Genomic DNA, 19,398 nt, shown 5'->3' with positions numbered 1-19,398 from the left:
CGAAGCCGGCTACGGGTCTCGGTGGCACGCTGCAATATGTTGGAGCACAAACCATCCTCAAGCTGATGGACAGCTTTGCAACCCGCGCCGGTAGCGTCCGCGCTAACAACTCGCGAAACCTGCTTTTGACCCAGGGGACCGGAGCCGAGCGACGAACCGCCGTCGACACTGCCCTGAGCTTTGATGTTAACTGGATGCGAGGCCAGTCCGTCGGCATCTTCCCGGTCGGCTGCGGAGAGGCCAACTGTATGTCGCCTGGGAGGATGGGAGACGTTGCGGTATCCGTAAGAGAGCACGAGCTTGCCGTTCTCATTGGTCGGCGACGGCCGCCGAAACGACTGATGGCCTCAATGCCTAGGCCGGTGGCATCGGCCTGGGCGCGGGTAACCTCCTCGCGGTGGTCGCTGGCCCACATCCCTTCAGCCGCGAAGATGGTGTTGAGCTTTGTAATGACCGACGGATACTTATCGACGAAATCGGAGCCCGCGATGTAGAACGCGTTCGGCTTATGCACGTCCTTGTCGAAGACGACGACGCGTGCCTTGAGCTCCGCGAGCGCAAGGTAAGGATTTCAGATCGACCATCCGTCAACGGCGCCCTTGGCGAAAGCGACGGTTGCGTCGGCCGACGCCGGCGTAATGTCGTTCCAGGAACGGCCTGCTTTTTCGAGCCCTGCGACCAGCAGATTGTGCGCGCTGGATCCTCGACCGAATGCAATTCGCTTGTCTTTCAGATCGGCCAGCGTCTTCATCGGAGAGTCCCCCGGCACAATGATCGCCTAATTGTTGCCGTCAGACGTCACCGCGGCGACATAACGAATCTTGGCGGCGCCGGCTTGTGCGAAGATCGGTCAGCGCATCGCCGACGAACCCGAAATCAACGCTGCCGACATTGATTGCTTCGAGCAGCGGCGGCCCGAACCGGAAGTCGATTTACCTGACCTCGATGCCCAGCGGCTTGAATGTGTCCTCGACGGCGTGGCGCTGGCCGACGGCAGGAAACAGGCCGCCCTTGCGTCCCGATGCGGATCTCGGCTGGCTTGTCCTCTGCCCGTGCCGGCGCGATTGCGAATGCGGACAGCACCAGGGCGGCTGCAAGAATGTTACGTCTCGTGTTCATGTCTGTCCTTTCAGATGCCGATCAGATGCTCGGCGTGGGCGCGGGCTGATTCCTGACTTGCCGCCGCCGATCGACCAGCGCCCTCGCCGCACGTTCCGCGGCACGAGCGGAGCCAAAATAACCGCCGTCGAGGCGGTCAAAGGCACGTTCGGAGGAGAAGAAGCAGAAGCCGCTGTTATCGCTCACAACGATTCCCGCAGTGCGGTCGGATACTTCGATGATATAGGCTTGTGACATATGTGCTCGATCGCCGATCTTCGGCGCTCCTGTCTGATTTGTTGGTGGCTTTGGATTTTTTCGAAACGATCAACAACGGACGCCGGTCGCCACCGAGACGCAGCGATGGGGTATGCGGCTCCGCATGTCGCAAATCAACCTTCCGTCCTTCGTTCTCATTACGGTGACCCTAAGCGGCACAATCTGCTGCCGGCGAATATCCGGCGGAACAGCACAATGGTCAATGAAATGGGTATCCAAAGTTGAGCGACCGGCGCGATACCTCATTCGCCGCAGACGAAAAAATAAGCACAGTTATGGTGATACCGCTTGTCGATTCCATCCGTCAGAACAATTATCTCGCGGTTAACACCGACTCCACCCGGCGCAAACAACCACGTCTGCAGTCGGGAACCGGAGCAAGGTGGGTCTCAACAAGCCTTCAGTGAGATATCGCAGGAACGATTTTTTCCCTTCGCTCCTGAAGAGGGAATGGTGCTTCCGCAAAGCACCTCGACACATGCGTTTGATTTCATAATGAGTCACGCGCGCGACTTCCATGAGCGGCCAGAACAAACGCGTGGTATCCTCCGAGCAACTTGGGTTGCCAAGGAGGCTCTATCTTGCAGGAATCCTCTTGTCTTTGCGTTCTCGGTCGCACAGCCCGACGGCTGAAACGGTGGCGTCGACGGCTTGCGCGTTCTGCGAACCCGGACGGAAACGACAACTTCCACGAGATCTTCCTGTTTGGACCGCATGGCTGGTTGACTTCGCGTCCTTCTCGGTGGTCCAAGCCGACGCTTTGATCGCGTCGAAATATCGGCGGCTCATGACCTTGGCCGATGCGATCTATGGCTTCGCTTTCTGCAGTAACAAGTCTCTCGCGCCACACATTCCGTGCGGCGGGCTGATCGACAGGGCGGTAGCATGACGGGCTACGGTGAGCGGCACGTGATCATCGTCGGCGGTGGCGCCAGTGGCGTCCTGCTGGCCTACCAATTGCTGCATCAGCCGACCTGTCGGCTTCGTGTTACGCTGGTCGAGCAGCGCGCCGATATCGGCCGCGGCATCGCCTATCACACGGGTAATCCCGACCATCTGCTCAACGTACGCGTTGCGAACATGAGCGCGCTTCCGGACCAGCCGGATCACTTTTGGCGCTGGCTGATCTCGCGTGAAGTGGATGTGCCGCTGTGTCCAGACCCCTATTGTTTCGTACCCCGGCGCGTTTACGGCGATTATATCGCGAGCCTGCTTGAACATCGGACAACCGACTCGCAGGATCTGTCGATCGTGCACGGCACGTGCATCGAAATCAGCGAGGGACAGGCTGAGGTCGCGGTCATGCTGAGCGACGGTCGCCGCCTTAACGGTGACTTCGTGGTTCTCGCAACCGGACACGACACAAGAGCGCCCCTCCGCGGCCACGCCGATCCCTGGGCGCCGCCATCGTCCGCCCCCATTGATGCGGATGCGACCGTGCTGATCCTCGGCACCGGGCTCACCATGGTTGACTGCGTCCTGTCGCTACTGCGTGACGGACATCGGGGGCCGATCGTCGCCATGTCGCGTCGCGGTCTCCTCGCAAAACCGCATCGTCGGGTCGATGCGCTGAAGATCGATGAGGCCGATGTTCCCTTCGGCGTCAGCATCGGCAGACTGCTGCGCTGGCTTCGCGGTCGCATTGATACGCATGTCGCCCGGGGCGGCGACTGGCGCAGCGTCATCGACGGCCTTCGTCCCTATACACAGCGGCTGTGGCGCGAGCTACCACCCCGATCAAAACGCCGTTTCCTCGAACATGCGCGTGCCTGGTGGGATGTGCATCGGCATCGAATGGCGCCGGAAGTCGAGGCGCGCGTCACCGAGGTTCTCCATGCCGGAAAGCTTACACTGATGGCGGCAAAGGCGACAAGCATTGAGCCGAACGATGCGGGTGCCGAGATCACCTACCGCCGACGCGGCGACACCAAGGTCCATAGCATGCAGGTGGGCGCGGTCGTCGATTGCACCGGCATCGTCAAGGATCCACGCGCCACGGCCAACCTGGCCGTGCGCAGCCTGTTTGACCAGGGCCTGGCGCGCGTCGATCCCCTCTCGATCGGTATCGACACCGATGGCAGTTGCGCGATCATCAACCGCGACGGCACTCCGTCGCGGCGCCTGTTTGCCGTAGGTCCGCTGACGCGTGCGGCGTTCTGGGAGATCATCGCAATCCCCGACATCCGCAACCAATGCACCGGGCTCGCAACCGTACTGCTCCGCTCAGTTGCTGAAGCCGGCCGGAACGAAGGCCGGCAGCTTCTGCTCGATGAACTGCTTGAGCTTGAGTGAATTGCAGACGTGGATGAAGGCCTTCAACCGCGGATCGTCCTCTCGTTCGGCCGCGCCGTGAAGCGCAGCACCAGACCGTCGTATCAACGGTACGATCAATGAGCAGTGGCGATTTCGGGTCACCGCCGGCCGGGATCAGGTAGGTGATGTTGACCAACGCCAGCGTGACATCATCGAGCCAGTGACAGGTCTGCGCGGGATCAAGCTCGACGAGCTTCAGGTTCTTCGGGTTCTCGATGATATCGAACCGGCTGACCGAAAATCCCTTCCCCCCGCGCCAGCTTGATCAGCCCGGCGCGCTCGAGCAGGATCAGCACGCGCGCGCCATTGAGCGGCTCGCTCGGAATTGCGACGCTGTCGCCTGGCTTGATCTCGTCGAGCGACTTGATCTTCCTGGAGAACAGCCCGACGGGCGCGATCACGCCGACCTTTTTGTCGACCTGAACCAGATTGAAGCCGCGCTGCTCGTTCTGGATCGCGAGATAGCTGCCGTGCGGGAACAAATTGGCGTCGACGTCACCGCTGTTGACGACCTCGTTCAGCGCAACCCAATCGGACAGCTCTTGTGTACTTTAAAGCGCCTGAACTTCCGCATCGCCCAAGCCAGAAGCATCTGATTGACGTATCTGAGCAGTGGGTACAGAGCCGAGGGCGCCTATCGTCCGTAGTATTCGATCCACTCCCGCGGAGAGGATTGATCTGCCGTGCGATCTCGTCCATCCATCGGCAGAAGTCAATGCGGTCACCGTTGGCTCGTTGTGGATCCTTCTGAGGATCGTCAGCTTCTCGAAAGCTAACGCTCCTAGCATGAGACGCAGATATCCGGACGGTTGACTAGCGCAAGGCCTTCGAAGCGCTCTCGGCTCGGTCGCAATGCAAATTGCAAGGGGTAGATGACTGATTTCGACGGCGCGTAGAAGAGACAGACGGGGGTGTCTGACCTGACGCGCGTGGTTTCGACCCGGCTCGCGGGTTTACAGGAACGCAACCAACGAGCGCGTTCAGTAATGCTGAGGGCGGGGCGACTTCATCGTCCCGCCTTGCCTGTCCTCGCCGGTGTGAGTCATGCGCGAAGTCGGAATGGGCCGTACGGCAACTGCCGTATGATGGCTTGTTTTTCTTTTCCGGTTTTCGATCTCGACGATCACAGTCTCAAGCTGAAACCTCTGCGGACCGTCCACCAGATCCGGGCTTAGCTCCGGAGATTGCGAAGAGTCTGTCTGTCTCTTCCAGGGAAAGCGCTATGAAACCCGACAATTCAATCGACCCATTCAACACGGCGGCTTGGATGCAGGAGTACCCCGCTTTGCTAGAACAGCAGCGGGCGAGGCAACAGTCGGACAGCATGCCTGCGGGTCAAGCAGGCTTTGAACAGCAACTGAGCGAGTTGCAACTCAATTCCTCCGATGAGAGCTCCGCAGAGGCTAGCTCGCCCGATACTCGCCCCGTAGCGGCGCATGGAACGATCCGGCGCACTGAGATCGGCGGTTCGATGCAGATGCCGCCGCAGTCCGGCCTGCGGGATAACCGGTTCAGCAGCGCGCGCTACAGTGCAGACCTCCCTCACGCTCCCCTTGGGGGCTCGACCGGGGGGGCGTCGCAGTCAGACTTGCATGACAGCAGTGCGGACTACATCTCGATCTCGCCGCCCGAGGCGTGGCCCACGATGCAGACGAAGGATGGCAAAAACCGTGGCCTGTGGTCGCGCATTAAGTCAGGGGTTGGGAAAGCGTTTGGGGGAAGTCGCAGCGAAAACTCGTCCGGCGGCTGGACGTCGATCGTAGTCCATTCAGAGCTTCGAATGGATTTCGCCAAGCGCAGCCGCGCCCCCGACGAGCAGCTCATTTCCGAGTTCAGAAACAGGGCCGACAACGTCTATGCTGCCCCCAGGACCGTTGACAATTGGGTATCCCTTCTAGGCCAGTTCAGCACCTGGCTTCAGCCCAGGAACTTGACACTAACCAGCCTGCTTGAGGACCCTGATCAATTGAATGCCCGTGCGGCAGAGTTTGTGAACAAGGGTGGCAACAACCGTGTCAACAGGGCGTTGACAGCGCTCCAGGATGTCCGTGCCGGGAACGTCCTGCGGCACCGACCGTCCCAGGAGGACGAGCGGCTCATTTCCGAGTTCAGGAACAGGGCCCGCGACAACAACTATGCTGTCCCCAGGACCGTTAACAATTGGGTATCCTCTCTAGGCCACTTCAGTGCCTGGCTTCAGCCTAGGGACTTGACGCTGGCCGGCCTGCTTGAGGACCCTGATCAATTGAATGCCCGTGCGGCAGAGTTTGTGAACGAGGGTGGCAACAACCGTGTCAACAGGGCGTTGACAGCGCTCCAGGATGTCCGGGCCGGGAACGTCCAGCGGGGCCCCTCCCAGGAGGACGAGCGGCTCATTTCCGAGTTCAGGAACAGGGCCCGCGACAACGGCTATGCCACCAACACGGTTACCAATAGCGCATCCACTCTACGCCAGTTCACCATCTGGCTTCAGCCCAGGAATTTGACGCTGGCCAGCCTACTTGAGGACCCTGATCAATTGAATGCCCGCGCGGCGGAGTTTGTGAATGAGGGCGGCAACAACCGTGTGCATGGGGCACTGAGAACGCTCCGGGTCCGCGCTAGGAACGTCCTGCCGTCCCGCCCATCCCACCCGTCTCAGGAGGACAAATGGCTCATTTCCGAGTTAAGGGACAGTGCCCTCAGCACCGTTGCCCCTAGCACCGCTGGGGAGTGGGTAACCCTTCTAGGCCAATTCAGCGCCTGGCTTCAGCCCAGGGACTTGACGCTGGCCAGCCTGCTTGAGGACCCTGATCAATTGAATGCCCGTGCGGCGGAGTTTGTGAACGAGGGTGGCAACAAGCGTGTCCTTAGGGCGTTGAGAGCGCTCCAGGAATTTTGCGCCGGAAACGTCATCAGACCGCACGTACGTTCACCTCTTTATCCCGAAGACGCGGTCCTCGTGGAGCAGTTCGCGGCAGCAGCCGGGCGGCGCGGGAGTCTCAAACGAATCATCGAAGGAAATGCATACACTCTTTGTGGGTTTGCTGGGTGGCTCCAAGCAAACAACAAGCCGTCCTTGGCTTCTCGGTTTCGAGACGATGTACTAGCCGATGACCTCCTGGAGTACAGGAGCCAGGGTGGGGACCCTCATGACCTCCTCAAGTCGGCGCTGACTCATCTCCGGGGGCTCGGGCCTGGGAATGAAGAAATCGAAACAATCGGACCCGGATCCCGATTCATGGGACGTACCCGGGCTCCTTATCCCGAAGACGACCGCCTCATCGATGGTGCGCGCGGCCAAGCCTTGCACGACCTTGGAGACTCGACTGCGCAAATGCGGAAACCTATCAATGAGCGGTGTAGCCGTCTTCGAGGGTTCAGTGAGTGGCTTGAAAGGGAGGGCAGGGGGAGCATAGTTGACCGGCTCAACGGCACTGAGCAGCAATGGCAAACGTTGCAGCAAGATGCTGAGGATTTCAGGGCGTTTCGAGATGGGCGAGGTGCGCTACACTTTACGGATTTGACGTTCGTTCGAAACTACTTACAAGTCGTCGAGGCGAACCGGGCGCTGAGGCTGCAAGGCCGTGAGCAGCCGGGTTCGCCCTCCGCGGAGGGAACTCGGGAGCCCGGCTCATTGCAGAGGCCGGCTGATTCGACCTTCACGCGCTCGTTGCCGTCCAATTTCGATCTGCAGGACCTGAACGGCGCCGCGCCTGCAACGTCTGCCAGGGCTCAGTCGTCGGACATCTATCACGGTCTCGCTCCCCTGCTTCATCTGGATGCGATGAGGCCGCAAGAGCGCGGATGGACTCCCGTTCCCGAGTCGCCATCGGGCTTGCTGGGCAGCCGTTGGGACCAGCTTCCGATGACGCCGCAAGGGCGCCCGTGGTCTACGGAAGGACCATCGTCGTCCGGGAATCCGATGACGCCGCGGGGGTCGTATCCGGCAGTCCCGGGCTACGATGCAGGCGGCTCCGAGGAGGCCGGCCTGTCGTCGTCTGGCCGGGCTCGGTCGTCAGAGATCTACCGCGGTCTTGGATCTATCGCTGATTTGCCGTTCACACCGCAGGATGTGCTTGATGATGCTCATTATGCGCCGCCGGCCCGGAGCGAACCAGCTCGGTCGTCAGAAATTTACCGCGGTCTTGGATCTATCGCTGATCTGCCGTCCACACCGCTGGAAATGCGTGACGATGCCCAGTCAAGGCCGGTGCTCAGCCCTGCCGGCAGACCGCCGTTCTTCATCAGTCCATCAGGCATGCCGCAGGAGCTCGAGGATATCGGATATCTCGTCGGCGAGGATTGGCAGCATGGCTCGCAGCCGGTGCCGGACTTGCTGCTCGATGTATTGGACAATAAAATGCTGTTGCCGAGTTCGCGAATGGCTCCCCAGCCGGTCTCTATCAACGGCGAGACCTACTCCATCGCATTGGGGCCGCGAGGAAGCCGCGACGCGCAGCTGATCCATCACCCTGGCCCGTCCTCGGTTCCTGATGCCCGGATCGGCGCTTCGACTGCGAGTGCCTCTGCCGGCGACCGCAGCGGACGGGTGCTCGGAACCACGGAATGGCTGGGTGACGAACATATCGCGAGGGATTACGAGCTCCTTGCGCAGGAGTTGCAGCAAAGCAATCCAAATCTTGCCGCCCGGACTCGGTTAGTGGATCCTCTCATCGCCTTTCAGGTGGGCCAGGGTACCAACGTCGACGCGCTTGGCGCATTCCATCGCATTGTCGATGATCGGAATGGTAACGATACAGCCGACTTCCTGTTCATGCCAGTGAACGATGCCGGCGCGGATCCTCATCTCCGCGGCAGCCATTGGTCGTTGCTGCTGGTGGACCGCCGCGATCGCGACAGGCCAGTTGCCTATCACTACGACTCCGCTCGGGGATACAATGACAGACCCGCAGCAATGCTCGCAAGGCGGGTGGGGGCCAACCTGCAAGACGCTCCCATAAGCCAGCAAAGAAACGGTAATGATTGCGGCGTCTTTGTCGTGGACAGCACCCGGGCGCTAGTTAGTCGATTGGCGGCAAGACGTCAGCCAGACCTGAACCTTGGCAACCTCGTCGTCGATCGGCAGGCACTGCAAAACCGTCTCAGGGGCTGACCGCGGTACGGCTGTGGGACGCGTCCGACGACTCTGGCGCGTCCCATGCGGACTTCGGTTGGTTGGTAGAGCTGGCTGGAGCGGCTCTTGGCGATCTGATCCGTTCTTATGTGTCGGACGAGATGATGTGACGGAGGCGCCTTAACGCAAGAGCAATCGCGGACAGGTTGCAGCATATCCCGCGTGACCTTGCCCCCTTGGCATAATCCAGTTTGAAGTTCGCTGTGGCCCAAGACGAGGACCAGAGCATGAAGCGCAATCGTTTTACAGAAGAGAGATGGGGTATTCGGTCCCGATCGCCTGGCGGCCTATTTGCCGCGCAGCACGTTTTGACTGACGATCATGGACCAATTCCATTCAAGGAGGGAAAGCCATGATTTACGTCGGCCTCGACGTTTCGCTGAATTCCGTTGCGGTATGTGCGGTGGACGAGACCGGAAAGCTTATCCGGGAGGGAACGACGTTGGCGGATGCGCCATCGATTGTGCAATATCTCGAACCATGGGCTGATCAAGTTGAACGGGTGGGCCTTGAGGCAGGACCGACGTCAGAATGGCTGACCGCAAATCTAATCGAACTGGGCCTGCCGGCCATCAGTTTGGAAGCCCGCCAAGTTAAGGCGGCGCTTTCGGCCATGCCGGTGAAGACCGATCGGAATGACGCCCGTGGGATCGCGCAGGTGGTGAGAACGGGATGGTTCAAGCCTGTTCACGTCAAGAGCATCGGCAGCCAAAGGGCGCGGACGCTGGCCGCCGCTCGCAAGCATATCGTTCGCTCCATCGCTGCCGCAGAGCAAGTCATCCGTGGACTTCTGCGTCCGCTCGGTCTCAAAGTCGGAATCGTCTCGCGGACTCTGTTCGCGACGAGAGTTCGTGAGTTGGTCGGCGATGACGCCTTGCTCGAGGCGATCATGAATCCGCTGCTTGCCGGACGCGAAGCGCTGATGCGGGAGTACGCCCGACTACATCGCCTGGTTCTGAAGACCGTGCGCAGTGACCCAGCTTGTCGGCTCTTGATGACGATGCCGGGGATCGGCTCAGTCTCTGCGTTGACCTTCCGCTCCACTGTGGACGATCCCAGGCGATTCCTGCATTCCCAATCCGTCGGCGCCTATCTCGGGTTAACGCCCCGACGATACCAATCTGGCGAGGTTGATCGGGTGGGACGAATCACAAAAGTCGGAGATGGAGAGACGCGCACAGCCCTGTTCGAAGCTGCCAACGTCGTTCTCAGGCCATCAACCCGATGGTCTCCGATGAAGGCCTGGGCGGTGCGTGTTGCCCACCGGCAAGGAAGCAAACGTGCGAAGGTCGCGCTGGCCAGAAAGATGGCTGTCATCCTTCACCGAATGTGGGTTGATGGAACCGAATTCCGATGGACGGCGGTGGCGTAAGAACGCCATCGCCATCCCAAGAGACGCCCGTCGCGGGGCGTGGGGATGGTCGAGTTCGTATGATCTGTCGTGGCATCCGCCCTCCAGGTCGGGTGATTACGCCGAAGAGCTTGAACCGACCATTCAACCGAATCCCATCGTGTGGGCGGCTTTGCCGACCACGAACAGAAGCAAGGTACCCGCGGCACGCGCTCTTAAGGGATTGACAGAAGCAGACCGAATACAGAAGCAGATCATCGGGATCTTGAAGGAGCACGAGGCCGGGGTTTCGGTGGCCGATCGGTGCCGCAAGCATGGCGTCAGCGACGCCAGCATCTACAAATGGAAGGCCAGGTTCGGCGGGATGGACGTCTCCGGGGGCCAAGCGGCTGAGAACGAGCTGAAGCGGCTCCTGGCCGAGGCCATGCTGGACAATGCGGCGCTGAAGGACCTCGTGGGAAAGAAGTGGTGACGCCCGCAGGGAAGCGGAAAGGCTGCGGGACGAGCTGTTGAACGAGACGTTGTTCACGTCACTGGCACAAGCCCGCGTCACACTTGGATGTTGGCGGGAACTTAGAACTGGATAAAACTTGGGGGCAAGGTCATGCTCGCCCTTCGCGAACTCGATGACGCGCTTTCGTAGTCGGCCGTTAAGAAGCCGGATTGAGCTGAGCTGGAGAGTTGAGTGTCCGCCGGAGTGGGACCAGGAACAGGCACAAAAGTTCTCTGAGCCAGGCCAGGACACGGCGGAGGTTGTGGCCGACGGCTGAGAGGAGAACGTTGGCGGCGTCTCCGGCGCGGCCTTTGAGATAGCAGCGGCCGAGGTGGCCTTCGGTCTTCAGGTGTCCGATGATGGGCTCGATGGCGGAGCGGCGGCGCAGCTCGCGCTTGATGACACCAAAGACGCCGCGCTTCTGGCCAGAGATGAAGACGCGACGGGGATTTTGCGCGTCGTGACCGCGGTATCCCTTGTCAACATAGACCCCCTCGATCGCACAGCCGGTGAGTGTCTCGGTGCGGTCAAGGACGTCCCGCAAGGTGTGACCGTCGTACGGGTTGTCGGGCAGCGACCTGGCGTGCAGCACGAACAGGCCACCGGGGGCCCGGCGATTGTTGGTGACGATGGAGGCCTTCACGCCGAACTCGTAAGGTGCGCTGGCCTTGCCCTTGCCGATGCACTCCACCTCCGGGGCGTGGAAGGAATAAAGCTTGAAGCAGCGCTGGCGCTGCTGCTGCGAGCGAATCTGCCTGGCCCGGCCAAGCGGGAGGGCGAATGCCTCCTCCAGTGCGGGCTGGCCCTCTGTCTTGCGGCGGATGTCGCGGATGATCCGGCCCAGCCGGCTGCGCAGGATGCGCAGCTGCCGCTGATGCCGGTTGAACTGTTTGGCATGCGCGTAACGGCCCGCCATCATCGCTGCGTTTTTGGCCACGCGAGCATAGGATTGCCGCAGTCTGACCCCGTGCTTCCTCGCCAGGCGGTTCAACCCGCGGATCGCCGCATGCAGCAGTTTGGCGTCGGTCGGGAAGCTGATCGCCTTCGGCTGCACGGTCGTGTCGACCGTGACCCGCTTGAGGTCCTGGCTGCGTAACGCACCGGCCGCGTGCGCCACCCGAAGGCTCTCGGCCAACAACCGCTCCAGCTTGTCGCCGAGCCGTTTGCGCCAATGGCTCAGGTCTGAGCGCTCGTGCGGGAAAACGTGCGGGAAAAACTTATTTCGACAACTCTATGAGACCGCACAGGTCATGCTGACGCGGGTTCAGAAATGGTCCTGGCTCAAGGCGTGGGCCCTGCAGATCGCCAAACGACGCGGGCAGCAGAAGGCGATCGTCGCTTTGGCGCGGCGGCTCGCCGTCATTATGCACCGCATGTGGAGCGACGGAACGGAATTCCGCTGGACACGGGAGGCCACGCCCGCGGCACAATAGTGCGACGCGCGGTCCACACACCCGTTGTTTAGCGGGAGGAGGTCCCTCGCGGGACGATGGACGAGATGAACTCGCTTTGGGTTCTTGTACGGTCGCGTCCTTGCGATCAGCACGCGAGTCAGATTGTTCCGTCTCGTTCTACTGATCCCATGCTGGGAGAGCCAGCGGCTGATCCCGAAGAGAAGCACGGCCCCGCGAGCGGTACCGAACCCAAGGAGGCATTCAATCAAGCCCTTGACTAAATCCGGCCGAATAGAGAAGAGCCCTTATTCCATGCCGAAACACAGCGACGCCGGATCGCGTGCCGCGCCCGCCTATGTTGGCCTCATCTGGCCGATGAGCCGCTTCTCGTAAAAAATGACTGCATATCCGTCTAGCACCCCTTCCCGGCGGCGAACATAGCCAGCGCTCTCATAAAGTCTTTGAGCCCCTACCTGGATCATTGTCGTATCGAGCACGATCCACTTGAATTCCAGCGCAACGGCTCGCGCTTCCAGCTCACGAAGAATCCTTGTCCCAAGCCCCCGTCGTTGAAAGGAGGGATGGACCCGCATTCGCTTCAATTCTACGACGTCATGATCAAGCGGTTTCAGACCACCCATGGCAGCGAGACAGGAACCGACATGCGCAACCATGAAGTCGCCGCCTGACCTGATGTATACTTCCCCGATACTCCGTAAATCATCCCCCCACGTCCCATCCGGACTACAAACACCAACATGCTCCGACGCGATTCTGTGTAGAGTCCAGACATCATCAGTATCGGCTGACGAAAATCGACGAAAAATCACTTCGCCCTGCAACATCTATGACACCTTATACATTGGCATCGGACGCCCGCACCTCTCATGCCGCCGTCGGTTTCCGGGGCGGATACCTCCTTTCACCTATGAAGGCGGTGTCAACAGCCGCTGACAAAGGACATCCTCAATACTCTCCGACGACTCAATTCCGACAAGTGGTCGACCCGGCCCGACGGTATGCTTTAGAGCCGTGCTACGGTGCATCCGGGTAAATCGATCCAGCGCACAAACACAAGCCGCGTGTAGTTCTTTGATTTCGCGGCCGCGGTGCTCGATCAGGGGCGAAATGGTCGCAGACCTGGGAAAGCTTGCCTTCCCTTGAAGCCATGCAGGCTTGAGCAATGCGCAGTTGTTGTCTGGCGAAAGCCAGCGGAACACCTCGCCTATGCTCGCTTGCGGATAGTATTCGGACAGCCGATATAGATCCCTATAGAATTGAGGTTTTTGGCGGAACAGATCTTCACCGACCAGCAGAACCGAGACGGCTACTACGCGAGCTGAGAAACGGCCGCTGGGACCAAGCGTATTTTTGTAAGGATTTTTTCCATAGAATACGCGAAACTGGCTGAACAGGTCCGGCGACATATGCTCATCAAAGCGCGTCAAAACATCATGTGCTGACCGAAGCCGCGCCAGGCATCGCGCGAGACATTGAGGAGCATCCGCGCCGCCTACGTCGCGCAACTCAAGTAGCGCACCCATCGCTGATTGCAATTCGCTCTCGATCAGTTGATGGCCAATGCAAAAATCGCGTTCCTCGACACCAGCCACGCCAAGGCAATACAGGCGGGGGTCGGTCTGTATCGGATTCGTAAGGATCATGTCTTCATAGGAGAGGACACCAATGCTTGGCTGGCGCTGGCACGTCAGGCTCGCCAAGCGGTTCAATTCCGTTCCCACGGTCAATTCGGCGCTAGAAGGATCGAGGCCGGCAAAGGCCGACATCTGATAAGTGCAATTGACCAGATACTGGATGTCCGTTTTGGCGACTTCGAAATCGCATTGCGGCAGACTCACCAGCAGCGCGTTGTAGTCCGCCTCCCCAAGCATTGCGTTGACACCACGCCCGAACGCCTTTATCGCTTCGTTTGGTCGTTCACTGCATTTGACCTCCGCAATACACAGCGGCATTTTTTCAACGGTAAAGTTGCTCAGCTCTCCAAGCGGACGCTTTCGTTCACTCCGATTGATGCTATCGGTTAGATGAGCAAAAATGTCCCTCGGACATTTGGGCGACTGTTCCGTGACGGCTAACGCAACACTATTGTCCATGCTTGGCTCACCAACGATGTCATTGAAAGACAGCTTTCATCTGGATGCTTGAGCCGTATCTCGCCGCCGGTGAGTAATCATGTTTTTCGATAAGGTCAGTTCGCTTGTCGGCTATCCGACTGTCATTGTAAGCGACCTGCTCAAGCACATCATTCGAGAAGAACAGCAGAGACACTGCCCCAGAATTGATGATCCCGGCATCCGTTAACGAAAGCACGCCATCCGTTGAAATGCTGATAAGTCCCGCCTCCTTCAAGGTCTTAATCTCGCGGGTAAAGTATTTTTCAAGGGATACGCCGAATTCCCGTTCGAAGCGGGAGAGCAACACGCCGCTGCTTCGCAAGGCAAACATTAGCGTCCTGCGCATGAGATCATCCTGCGAGAGGACGACCCCTTTCCACACCGGTTTTTCGCCCCCTTCGACCCTCGACAAGTAGCGATCCAGATCCGCTTCGTTGTAGAACTGACACTCGCTCATGAAGCCAAATCCGCCCATCCCAAAAGGGATTAGATTATTGTCGTTCCAGGAATCGTATTTCCGGGCTTGTTGAACGCAGTGTGGCTGCGACATCCTAGTCCAATAGAAAATCGGCCCATGGCGGTAGCCGAGGCTCGTGAGGATGTGATCCGCCATGAAATGCATTATGACGCGCTCCTTCGCCCCGGCGAATTGATATCGTCCGCTTGCCAAGTGCCGAGCTACGGGATCTGTCGATTTGAACATCAAGGGGAATACGTTGAACTTTTCGACTCCCATATCGAGGAGGCCGATGAGAGAGTCGTACCAGCTGCGGAGCGTTTGCTCCGGCAGTCCATACATCAGGTCGAGCGACAGGTTCTCGACACCCATCTCTTTCAGCAACTTTACGGTTTGCATCACCTCATCCACACGGTGCCCCCGGTTGAGTATTTGCAAAATACCTTGATCTAGAGTTTGAACGCCCAGCACGAAGCGAGTTACGCCACCTTTAAGGAGAGTAGATATGCGATCAGTAGCGTCTGCCTGCTTGGCAAGAGACGGATGTAACTCGAAGCTTACCTCCGAGTTAGACAAGTCAAAGCGCTTTCCGATCATACCAAAGAATGTTTTGAGTTGATCGTTCGTCAAAAATGACGGGGTGCCACCTCCAACAAAAGCCGTCTCAATAGCTCTGCCGGCTAGCGCCGCGTCCGACCAGCTCATCTCTTTATCTAGAGCCGCCAGGTAACGTTCGACGCGTCCGGCCGGCGGATTGATCTCCTTGCCGAAGTGGCAAAAGGTGCAATACTGATGACAGAAGGGGATGTGGAAATAGAGATCAATTGATGGTGCAATCCGATTCAGCAACGTTTCTGGGTTGATCTCGCCCATCGCCTTGAGAGGCGGATATGTGCCCACGAGATAATCGTTAAACGTGTCAAGGTGCAAATTTCGCGACCTCAACATGTCAATGTTAACATCGTATGAGCGGTCGATCGCGAGTTCCAGGGCCTCGGAATAGGTCGGCGCACGCATTTTTCGGGCTCCTTAAGATTCTGCGTTACGGCTAGGTAGGACTGAAGCTCTCTTCGTTCGGCGACGACGCGCGGATGTCGCGCCGATGCGAACATGCTCGTGAGTTATGGGGCGAGGCGGGCGTTCACGAGCATTCCTCAAGAAACTCATGGATTGGTCCGCAGATATGATGAAGCGGACTTGGCTCTGTGAGTTCACTTTGATGCAAGCAGCTCTCGTACAGCGTCTCTTCGCTCCTTTCTCCGCCAGCAATGGCACTTGCTTTGATTAGTTGAGCAAGTCTGATCTAGACTCAATCCCTGGTCCCGCGACTGCGACACCGCCATGGTCGCGCGGATCGATTACTGGGTGCCAGCAAGCAACGTGCCACCAAAGATTGGCAAAGCTTGCTCTGAAAGAGGCACAAAGCAAAAGCGAACATGTGCTCCGGACCGCGAAGCGGTGAGTTCTTGCGTATCGGTGTTCCCTTTCGGACATAAAGATGTCTCCGGCCGTACGCAGCTGAGCCGGTATAGATTTGACCGCCGTGTCGAGGGATTTAACCGCTGCGGCGACATGAGGAAGTGCTCTCTTGTTTTTTTGGTGGAGCTGAAGCAAGCCGGTTGAAATGCGCGCCCCTTATAACGCTGTAGTGGGCGGCTTACGTCACGAGTTCCTCTCCGATTTGGCATCTGGCGCGGCGGGCTCCTGAGCCAGCACGCTGCAACAGGCTCCTTCAGCCGACGACTGTCTCCGCGGAGTATACATTGCTCGCCGTCACGGCTTGTGGGACAAATTGAAGGGTTTTGCGGAAGGCCGGATTTGATTCATCGCAGCCGGTAGGAGCGAAGATGAATCAGAAATTCGGACCGGGCAAAAGCGCCAGCAGAAGGATGGTATAGGACATTTTGAGAAGAATATTACTGAGCAGCTCCTGCTGGCACGAAGGCATTGCCTCCTCAATAGCAGCCACGGCTGATCCTGATCTCCGAGCGGGAGGCGATTTTCTCCGTAGGCGCTCGGCGCGCCTCGCCGATCCCGCTCGCTCACATTCCCGCAGATTAAAGATTTCGCGGATGGGGACCCGACGTCATATTCCCATATTCGATCGCGACGATCCGACAGCAGCTCGAACAAGGGCTCGCTGCGGACACCGTCGAAATGTTCTTGCTGAGCGACCAAGTTCGCCCCCCACTTCATTGCCGCACGCCAAAACGACGAGGAGTTCATTGGACATTAGTCATCCGCGAGAACAATCCGGCTGTCACCGATCGGCGCGGGCGCAAGTGAGCCATCCGCCTGGACGATCATGGGCCGAGAGAGAGGCGCGTCACGCGGCGGAACCGTCGATCGCCGATTTTGCGACATATAGGGGCGCGCAAACGCGGCGATTAGGTTCTGGCGGAGGCGGGCCTTCTCGACGGCTGCCTCTATAGCTGCCTCTTTGGCACATAGCGCAGCCCGGTATGCCCTTTGGCGCTGGCGACGCCAATCTTGCACCTCGCTTATCAGCCAATGCGCATCGCCGTTCAGGGCCGTCGCACGCGGAAAATCGGGCTCTTGTGCCCAACGGACGATTGTCGCTGGCGACTTCCTGAAGTGCGCGGCTAACTGCGCCGCTGTCATCTGCCCCCCGTGAGGTTCATCGGAGGCGATGCACCGTCCGTGGTGGCGGCGATCACATCGGTCGTGTTGTCGGTCATCAAGAGTGGCGTCCAAATGGTGAGATGCAGCTCAATTGCGAGTAGACAGGATGCCGGCTTAGGACACATGTCATCGAGAGCTCTGACGCAATGCAATCACACAGCGAGTTGTTCTCTTACAGGACAGGATCAAGGGAAGCGCAGCACATTTTGGTCGATCACGACCCGCGCTATCGGTAGCGACGGCGAAAAGCTATCCTATACCTCACATCTGTGACCTCCGGCTTGCGCGTACTCCGACGGAATCCGTTAGCACGGCCATGCTGCGAGTTCGCCGGCCGTCCAGCTCTGATGGGTAGCCATTTCGGCTTGAATAGACGACTGCTCGATCTGGTAGGTAATCTTAAGGTTGAAGGGCGTGCAGATACGCTTTGGTCTGGGGATGAGAACATCTCCGGGCAGCCAGGCGCCCCGAGCAAGTGGCCGCGATATCATGTCGGGTAACTAGAGCATTTTCCGACCGGAAAGAATCGGGTGGGGATTGGCTCGGTAGCGGCTCGGCGATATCGAATAAGGCGGGGAGCAGCGCATCGATATGTTCAATTGGTAGCTTTCCTGCCATTGCGGCCCGATCGAGCCGGTCCAGCATTTCTGGTAGGAGCCCGCGCTCACGGATGTCGGCTAAAGCTGCGTCGACATCTGCCCGGTCAGCGCAAACCTCGATAAAGCCCAAGAATTCCGAGTCCGATATTCTCCCGTCCGGCAAGCGAAGCGCGAAGTACCGATCGAAATTGCGCGCGCTGCATATCCGCCGTTCGGACGACCAGCCCTCTTCCCAATCGTATCCATGCCAGGCCGCGCCATAGGCCCATGCGATCACCGGAAATAGTTGCGACGCAGTTTGTTGGATGGCACGCGTGTTTTCTTGCGTCGCGCAAGCGAGCACCGCCTTGATCTTCTCCTTGTCAGTATCGCGACGATCCCGGGTGCCAGTGATAAGCGTCTTGTTTCGCCCGATTGCCTCGTACACATCCAGTTCGAATAGCCGCAGCGCTTCCAAGGCCACTGTGTCGATCAGATTGGTCTCGAGTAGCCGTACGTATCTGATCGAGCTCGAGGCGATCGAGGTCATCGATGACGACGAGGATGTTTCGCGACAGACTTACTCAGTCGATCTTCCAGCGCGGCCCGCGCGACATCTAACGGGTGAGAGTCCTCTCGATCCCGCCAGAAGAACGCCAAGAGCTTGCTCAAAACAAGAGTAAGACCTGCCAGAACGGTCAGCGAGAAGGCCAGCCATTTCGCCGGCAGATCGAGGGTGATTACGCCGCCGGCCAAGATCAGTCCGAAACCACCGAGCCAGGCGGCAAGCCCGGAAAGTCGATTTCCAGCTTGCTTGGCGCCACCGGAAAACTGCTCGAGCATCTTCGCGTAGCGTCCGAATTCATGTGCCCGCAGTCGCGCAGGTAGCGACTGCTCGCTGTCTCCGAGAGCGGCGGCGATCTCGCGGAAGAACGCGCGGTTGATCGCCTCGTCGGTTCCCCATTGCCACGGATTGAAGGTTACTACCTTCATTTTGGGCGCATCCTCCGGCGTCGGTGCTTCAATCACCAGGTTCTTAATCGACGTCTTTCCGGAACCCCAGTCACCGCGCAATACAATTACCAGACTATCGATCCCTCGATGATGAGAAATTACAGTGGCGAGACCACGAGCGAACGCACCTCTATTGAGGAGATCTTCGGACGAACGTTGGATCGGCAAGTCGGACGCAAACAGGCCTTCCCGCCGACTGCCGCTGTCTCTGTGCCAGATGTTGTCCCACAAAGATCGAATGTAAGCTGCGATTTTCATATCATCCACAAGCGCTTCTCCTCATTGCGGCGAAGCCGTTGCATCGTGACGCCGGACCTAAGCGTCACGGCACGCCAACCTTGGGGGCCGCAGCCATAACGGCGCCCACAAGTGTGGCGAGATCGACCTGCTTCGCCTGTGCCCAAGCCAAGAGATTTTCAGGACGGTAGGACGCGTCGGCCCGCCAGCGATCGAAGACCGAGCCATCGATCGTCTCGTTGATGCGCGCCGTTGTTGCTGTAAGCGTTCATTAGCTCGTGACAAGTTTG

12 protein-coding genes and 5 pseudogenes are annotated in these 19,398 nt (G+C 59.0%); 7 read left to right on the top strand and 10 right to left on the bottom strand.

Going from position 1 to position 19,398, the window contains the following annotated elements; genetic code table 11:
* Positions 1–322 precede the first annotated feature (322 nt).
* Both ACE103_RS09635 and ACE103_RS09630 read right to left on the bottom strand, forming a co-directional pair.
* Positions 323–1,119 (bottom strand): annotated as a pseudogene (locus tag ACE103_RS09635) (ABC transporter substrate-binding protein); the annotation flags it as partial.
* Positions 1,120–1,140: 21 nt separating this feature from the next.
* Positions 1,141–1,356, bottom strand: a complete 216-nt coding sequence (locus ACE103_RS09630; RefSeq protein WP_375779222.1) for a hypothetical protein — start codon at positions 1,354–1,356, stop codon at positions 1,141–1,143.
* A 538-nt stretch (positions 1,357–1,894) separates the two neighbouring features.
* Here ACE103_RS09630 and ACE103_RS09625 point away from each other — a divergent pair.
* On the top strand, positions 1,895–2,266 hold the full coding sequence (locus ACE103_RS09625) for a hypothetical protein (RefSeq protein ID WP_375779221.1): 372 nt from the start codon (positions 1,895–1,897) through the stop codon (positions 2,264–2,266).
* Entirely contained in the window at positions 2,263–3,669 is a 1,407-nt protein-coding gene (locus ACE103_RS09620) for an FAD/NAD(P)-binding protein (protein WP_375779220.1), read from the top strand. The genes ACE103_RS09625 and ACE103_RS09620 overlap by 4 nt, the downstream gene beginning before the upstream one ends.
* A 142-nt stretch (positions 3,670–3,811) precedes the next feature.
* Here ACE103_RS09620 and ACE103_RS09615 read toward each other — a convergent pair.
* Both ACE103_RS09615 and ACE103_RS09610 read right to left on the bottom strand, forming a co-directional pair.
* Positions 3,812–3,889: pseudogene (locus tag ACE103_RS09615) on the bottom strand (hypothetical protein); the annotation flags it as partial.
* Complete coding sequence (locus tag ACE103_RS09610; RefSeq protein WP_375781067.1) at positions 3,870–4,211, bottom strand: MetQ/NlpA family ABC transporter substrate-binding protein; 342 nt, start codon at positions 4,209–4,211, stop codon at positions 3,870–3,872. The pseudogene ACE103_RS09615 and the gene ACE103_RS09610, both read right to left, overlap by 20 nt.
* 701 nt (positions 4,212–4,912) lie before the next feature.
* Between ACE103_RS09610 and ACE103_RS09605 the strand changes: the two genes are divergently transcribed.
* The 4 genes and pseudogenes from ACE103_RS09605 to ACE103_RS09590 all read left to right on the top strand — a co-directional run bounded on the left by ACE103_RS09605 (position 4,913) and on the right by ACE103_RS09590 (position 10,744).
* A complete protein-coding gene (locus ACE103_RS09605) occupies positions 4,913–8,785 on the top strand; it encodes a Ulp1 family isopeptidase (RefSeq protein WP_375779219.1) in 3,873 nt (1,290 codons plus the stop codon).
* Between the two features lie 373 nt (positions 8,786–9,158).
* Positions 9,159–10,178 (top strand): IS110 family transposase, encoded by a 1,020-nt coding sequence (locus tag ACE103_RS09600; RefSeq protein ID WP_375779218.1) that lies wholly within the window; start codon positions 9,159–9,161, stop codon positions 10,176–10,178.
* 202 nt (positions 10,179–10,380) lie between these two features.
* Positions 10,381–10,649 (top strand): annotated as a pseudogene (locus tag ACE103_RS09595) (transposase); the annotation flags it as partial.
* A 17-nt stretch (positions 10,650–10,666) separates the two neighbouring features.
* The gene (locus ACE103_RS09590; RefSeq protein ID WP_375781066.1) at positions 10,667–10,744 is read left to right on the top strand and encodes a hypothetical protein; all 78 of its coding nucleotides are present in this window, start codon (positions 10,667–10,669) and stop codon (positions 10,742–10,744) included.
* 63 nt (positions 10,745–10,807) lie between these two features.
* Here ACE103_RS09590 and ACE103_RS09585 read toward each other — a convergent pair.
* Positions 10,808–11,869, bottom strand: a pseudogene (locus tag ACE103_RS09585) (IS5 family transposase); the annotation flags it as partial.
* A 10-nt stretch (positions 11,870–11,879) separates the two neighbouring features.
* Between ACE103_RS09585 and ACE103_RS09580 the strand changes: the two are divergent.
* Positions 11,880–12,083, top strand: a pseudogene (locus ACE103_RS09580) (IS110 family transposase); the annotation flags it as partial.
* A 314-nt stretch (positions 12,084–12,397) separates the two neighbouring features.
* On the opposite strand, the gene ACE103_RS09575 reads toward ACE103_RS09580, so the two are convergent.
* The 5 genes from ACE103_RS09575 to ACE103_RS09555 all read right to left on the bottom strand — a co-directional run bounded on the left by ACE103_RS09575 (position 12,398) and on the right by ACE103_RS09555 (position 19,129).
* Positions 12,398–12,676, bottom strand: a complete 279-nt coding sequence (locus ACE103_RS09575; RefSeq protein ID WP_375781065.1) for a GNAT family N-acetyltransferase — start codon at positions 12,674–12,676, stop codon at positions 12,398–12,400.
* 294 nt (positions 12,677–12,970) lie between these two features.
* On the bottom strand, positions 12,971–14,158 hold the full coding sequence (locus ACE103_RS09570; RefSeq protein ID WP_375779217.1) for a hypothetical protein: 1,188 nt from the start codon (positions 14,156–14,158) through the stop codon (positions 12,971–12,973).
* Between the two features lie 19 nt (positions 14,159–14,177).
* Positions 14,178–15,653, bottom strand: coding sequence for a coproporphyrinogen-III oxidase family protein (locus tag ACE103_RS09565; protein ID WP_375779216.1), 1,476 nt, complete (start codon positions 15,651–15,653; stop codon positions 14,178–14,180).
* A 2,025-nt stretch (positions 15,654–17,678) separates the two neighbouring features.
* A complete protein-coding gene (locus tag ACE103_RS09560) occupies positions 17,679–18,407 on the bottom strand; it encodes a hypothetical protein (RefSeq protein WP_375779215.1) in 729 nt (242 codons plus the stop codon).
* Positions 18,404–19,129: a P-loop NTPase fold protein gene (locus ACE103_RS09555; RefSeq protein ID WP_375781064.1), complete on the bottom strand. Its 726-nt coding sequence runs from the start codon at positions 19,127–19,129 to the stop codon at positions 18,404–18,406. The genes ACE103_RS09560 and ACE103_RS09555 overlap by 4 nt, the downstream gene beginning before the upstream one ends.
* Positions 19,130–19,398 lie beyond the last annotated feature (269 nt).

Source organism: Bradyrhizobium sp. ma5 (assembly GCF_042258955.1).
In the GTDB taxonomy this organism is placed as follows: Bacteria; Pseudomonadota; Alphaproteobacteria; order Rhizobiales; family Xanthobacteraceae; genus Bradyrhizobium.
Note: the sequence above shows the minus strand (reverse complement) of the source record. Positions and strands in the feature narration are given on the sequence as shown.

What these genes read in the sequence shown, in the direction of transcription:
- ACE103_RS09560 (WP_375779215.1), bottom strand. Translation starts at nt 18,407, where the DNA reads ATGACCTCGATCGCCTCGAGCTCGATCAGATACGTACGGCTACTCGAG.
- ACE103_RS09630 (WP_375779222.1), bottom strand. Translation starts at nt 1,356, where the DNA reads ATGTCACAAGCCTATATCATCGAAGTATCCGACCGCACTGCGGGAATC.
- ACE103_RS09620 (WP_375779220.1), top strand. Translation starts at nt 2,263, where the DNA reads ATGACGGGCTACGGTGAGCGGCACGTGATCATCGTCGGCGGTGGCGCC.
- ACE103_RS09565 (WP_375779216.1), bottom strand. Translation starts at nt 15,653, where the DNA reads ATGCGTGCGCCGACCTATTCCGAGGCCCTGGAACTCGCGATCGACCGC.
- ACE103_RS09555 (WP_375781064.1), bottom strand. Translation starts at nt 19,129, where the DNA reads ATGAAAATCGCAGCTTACATTCGATCTTTGTGGGACAACATCTGGCAC.
- ACE103_RS09625 (WP_375779221.1), top strand. Translation starts at nt 1,895, where the DNA reads ATGAGCGGCCAGAACAAACGCGTGGTATCCTCCGAGCAACTTGGGTTG.
- ACE103_RS09570 (WP_375779217.1), bottom strand. Translation starts at nt 14,158, where the DNA reads ATGGACAATAGTGTTGCGTTAGCCGTCACGGAACAGTCGCCCAAATGT.
- ACE103_RS09600 (WP_375779218.1), top strand. Translation starts at nt 9,159, where the DNA reads ATGATTTACGTCGGCCTCGACGTTTCGCTGAATTCCGTTGCGGTATGT.
- ACE103_RS09605 (WP_375779219.1), top strand. Translation starts at nt 4,913, where the DNA reads ATGAAACCCGACAATTCAATCGACCCATTCAACACGGCGGCTTGGATG.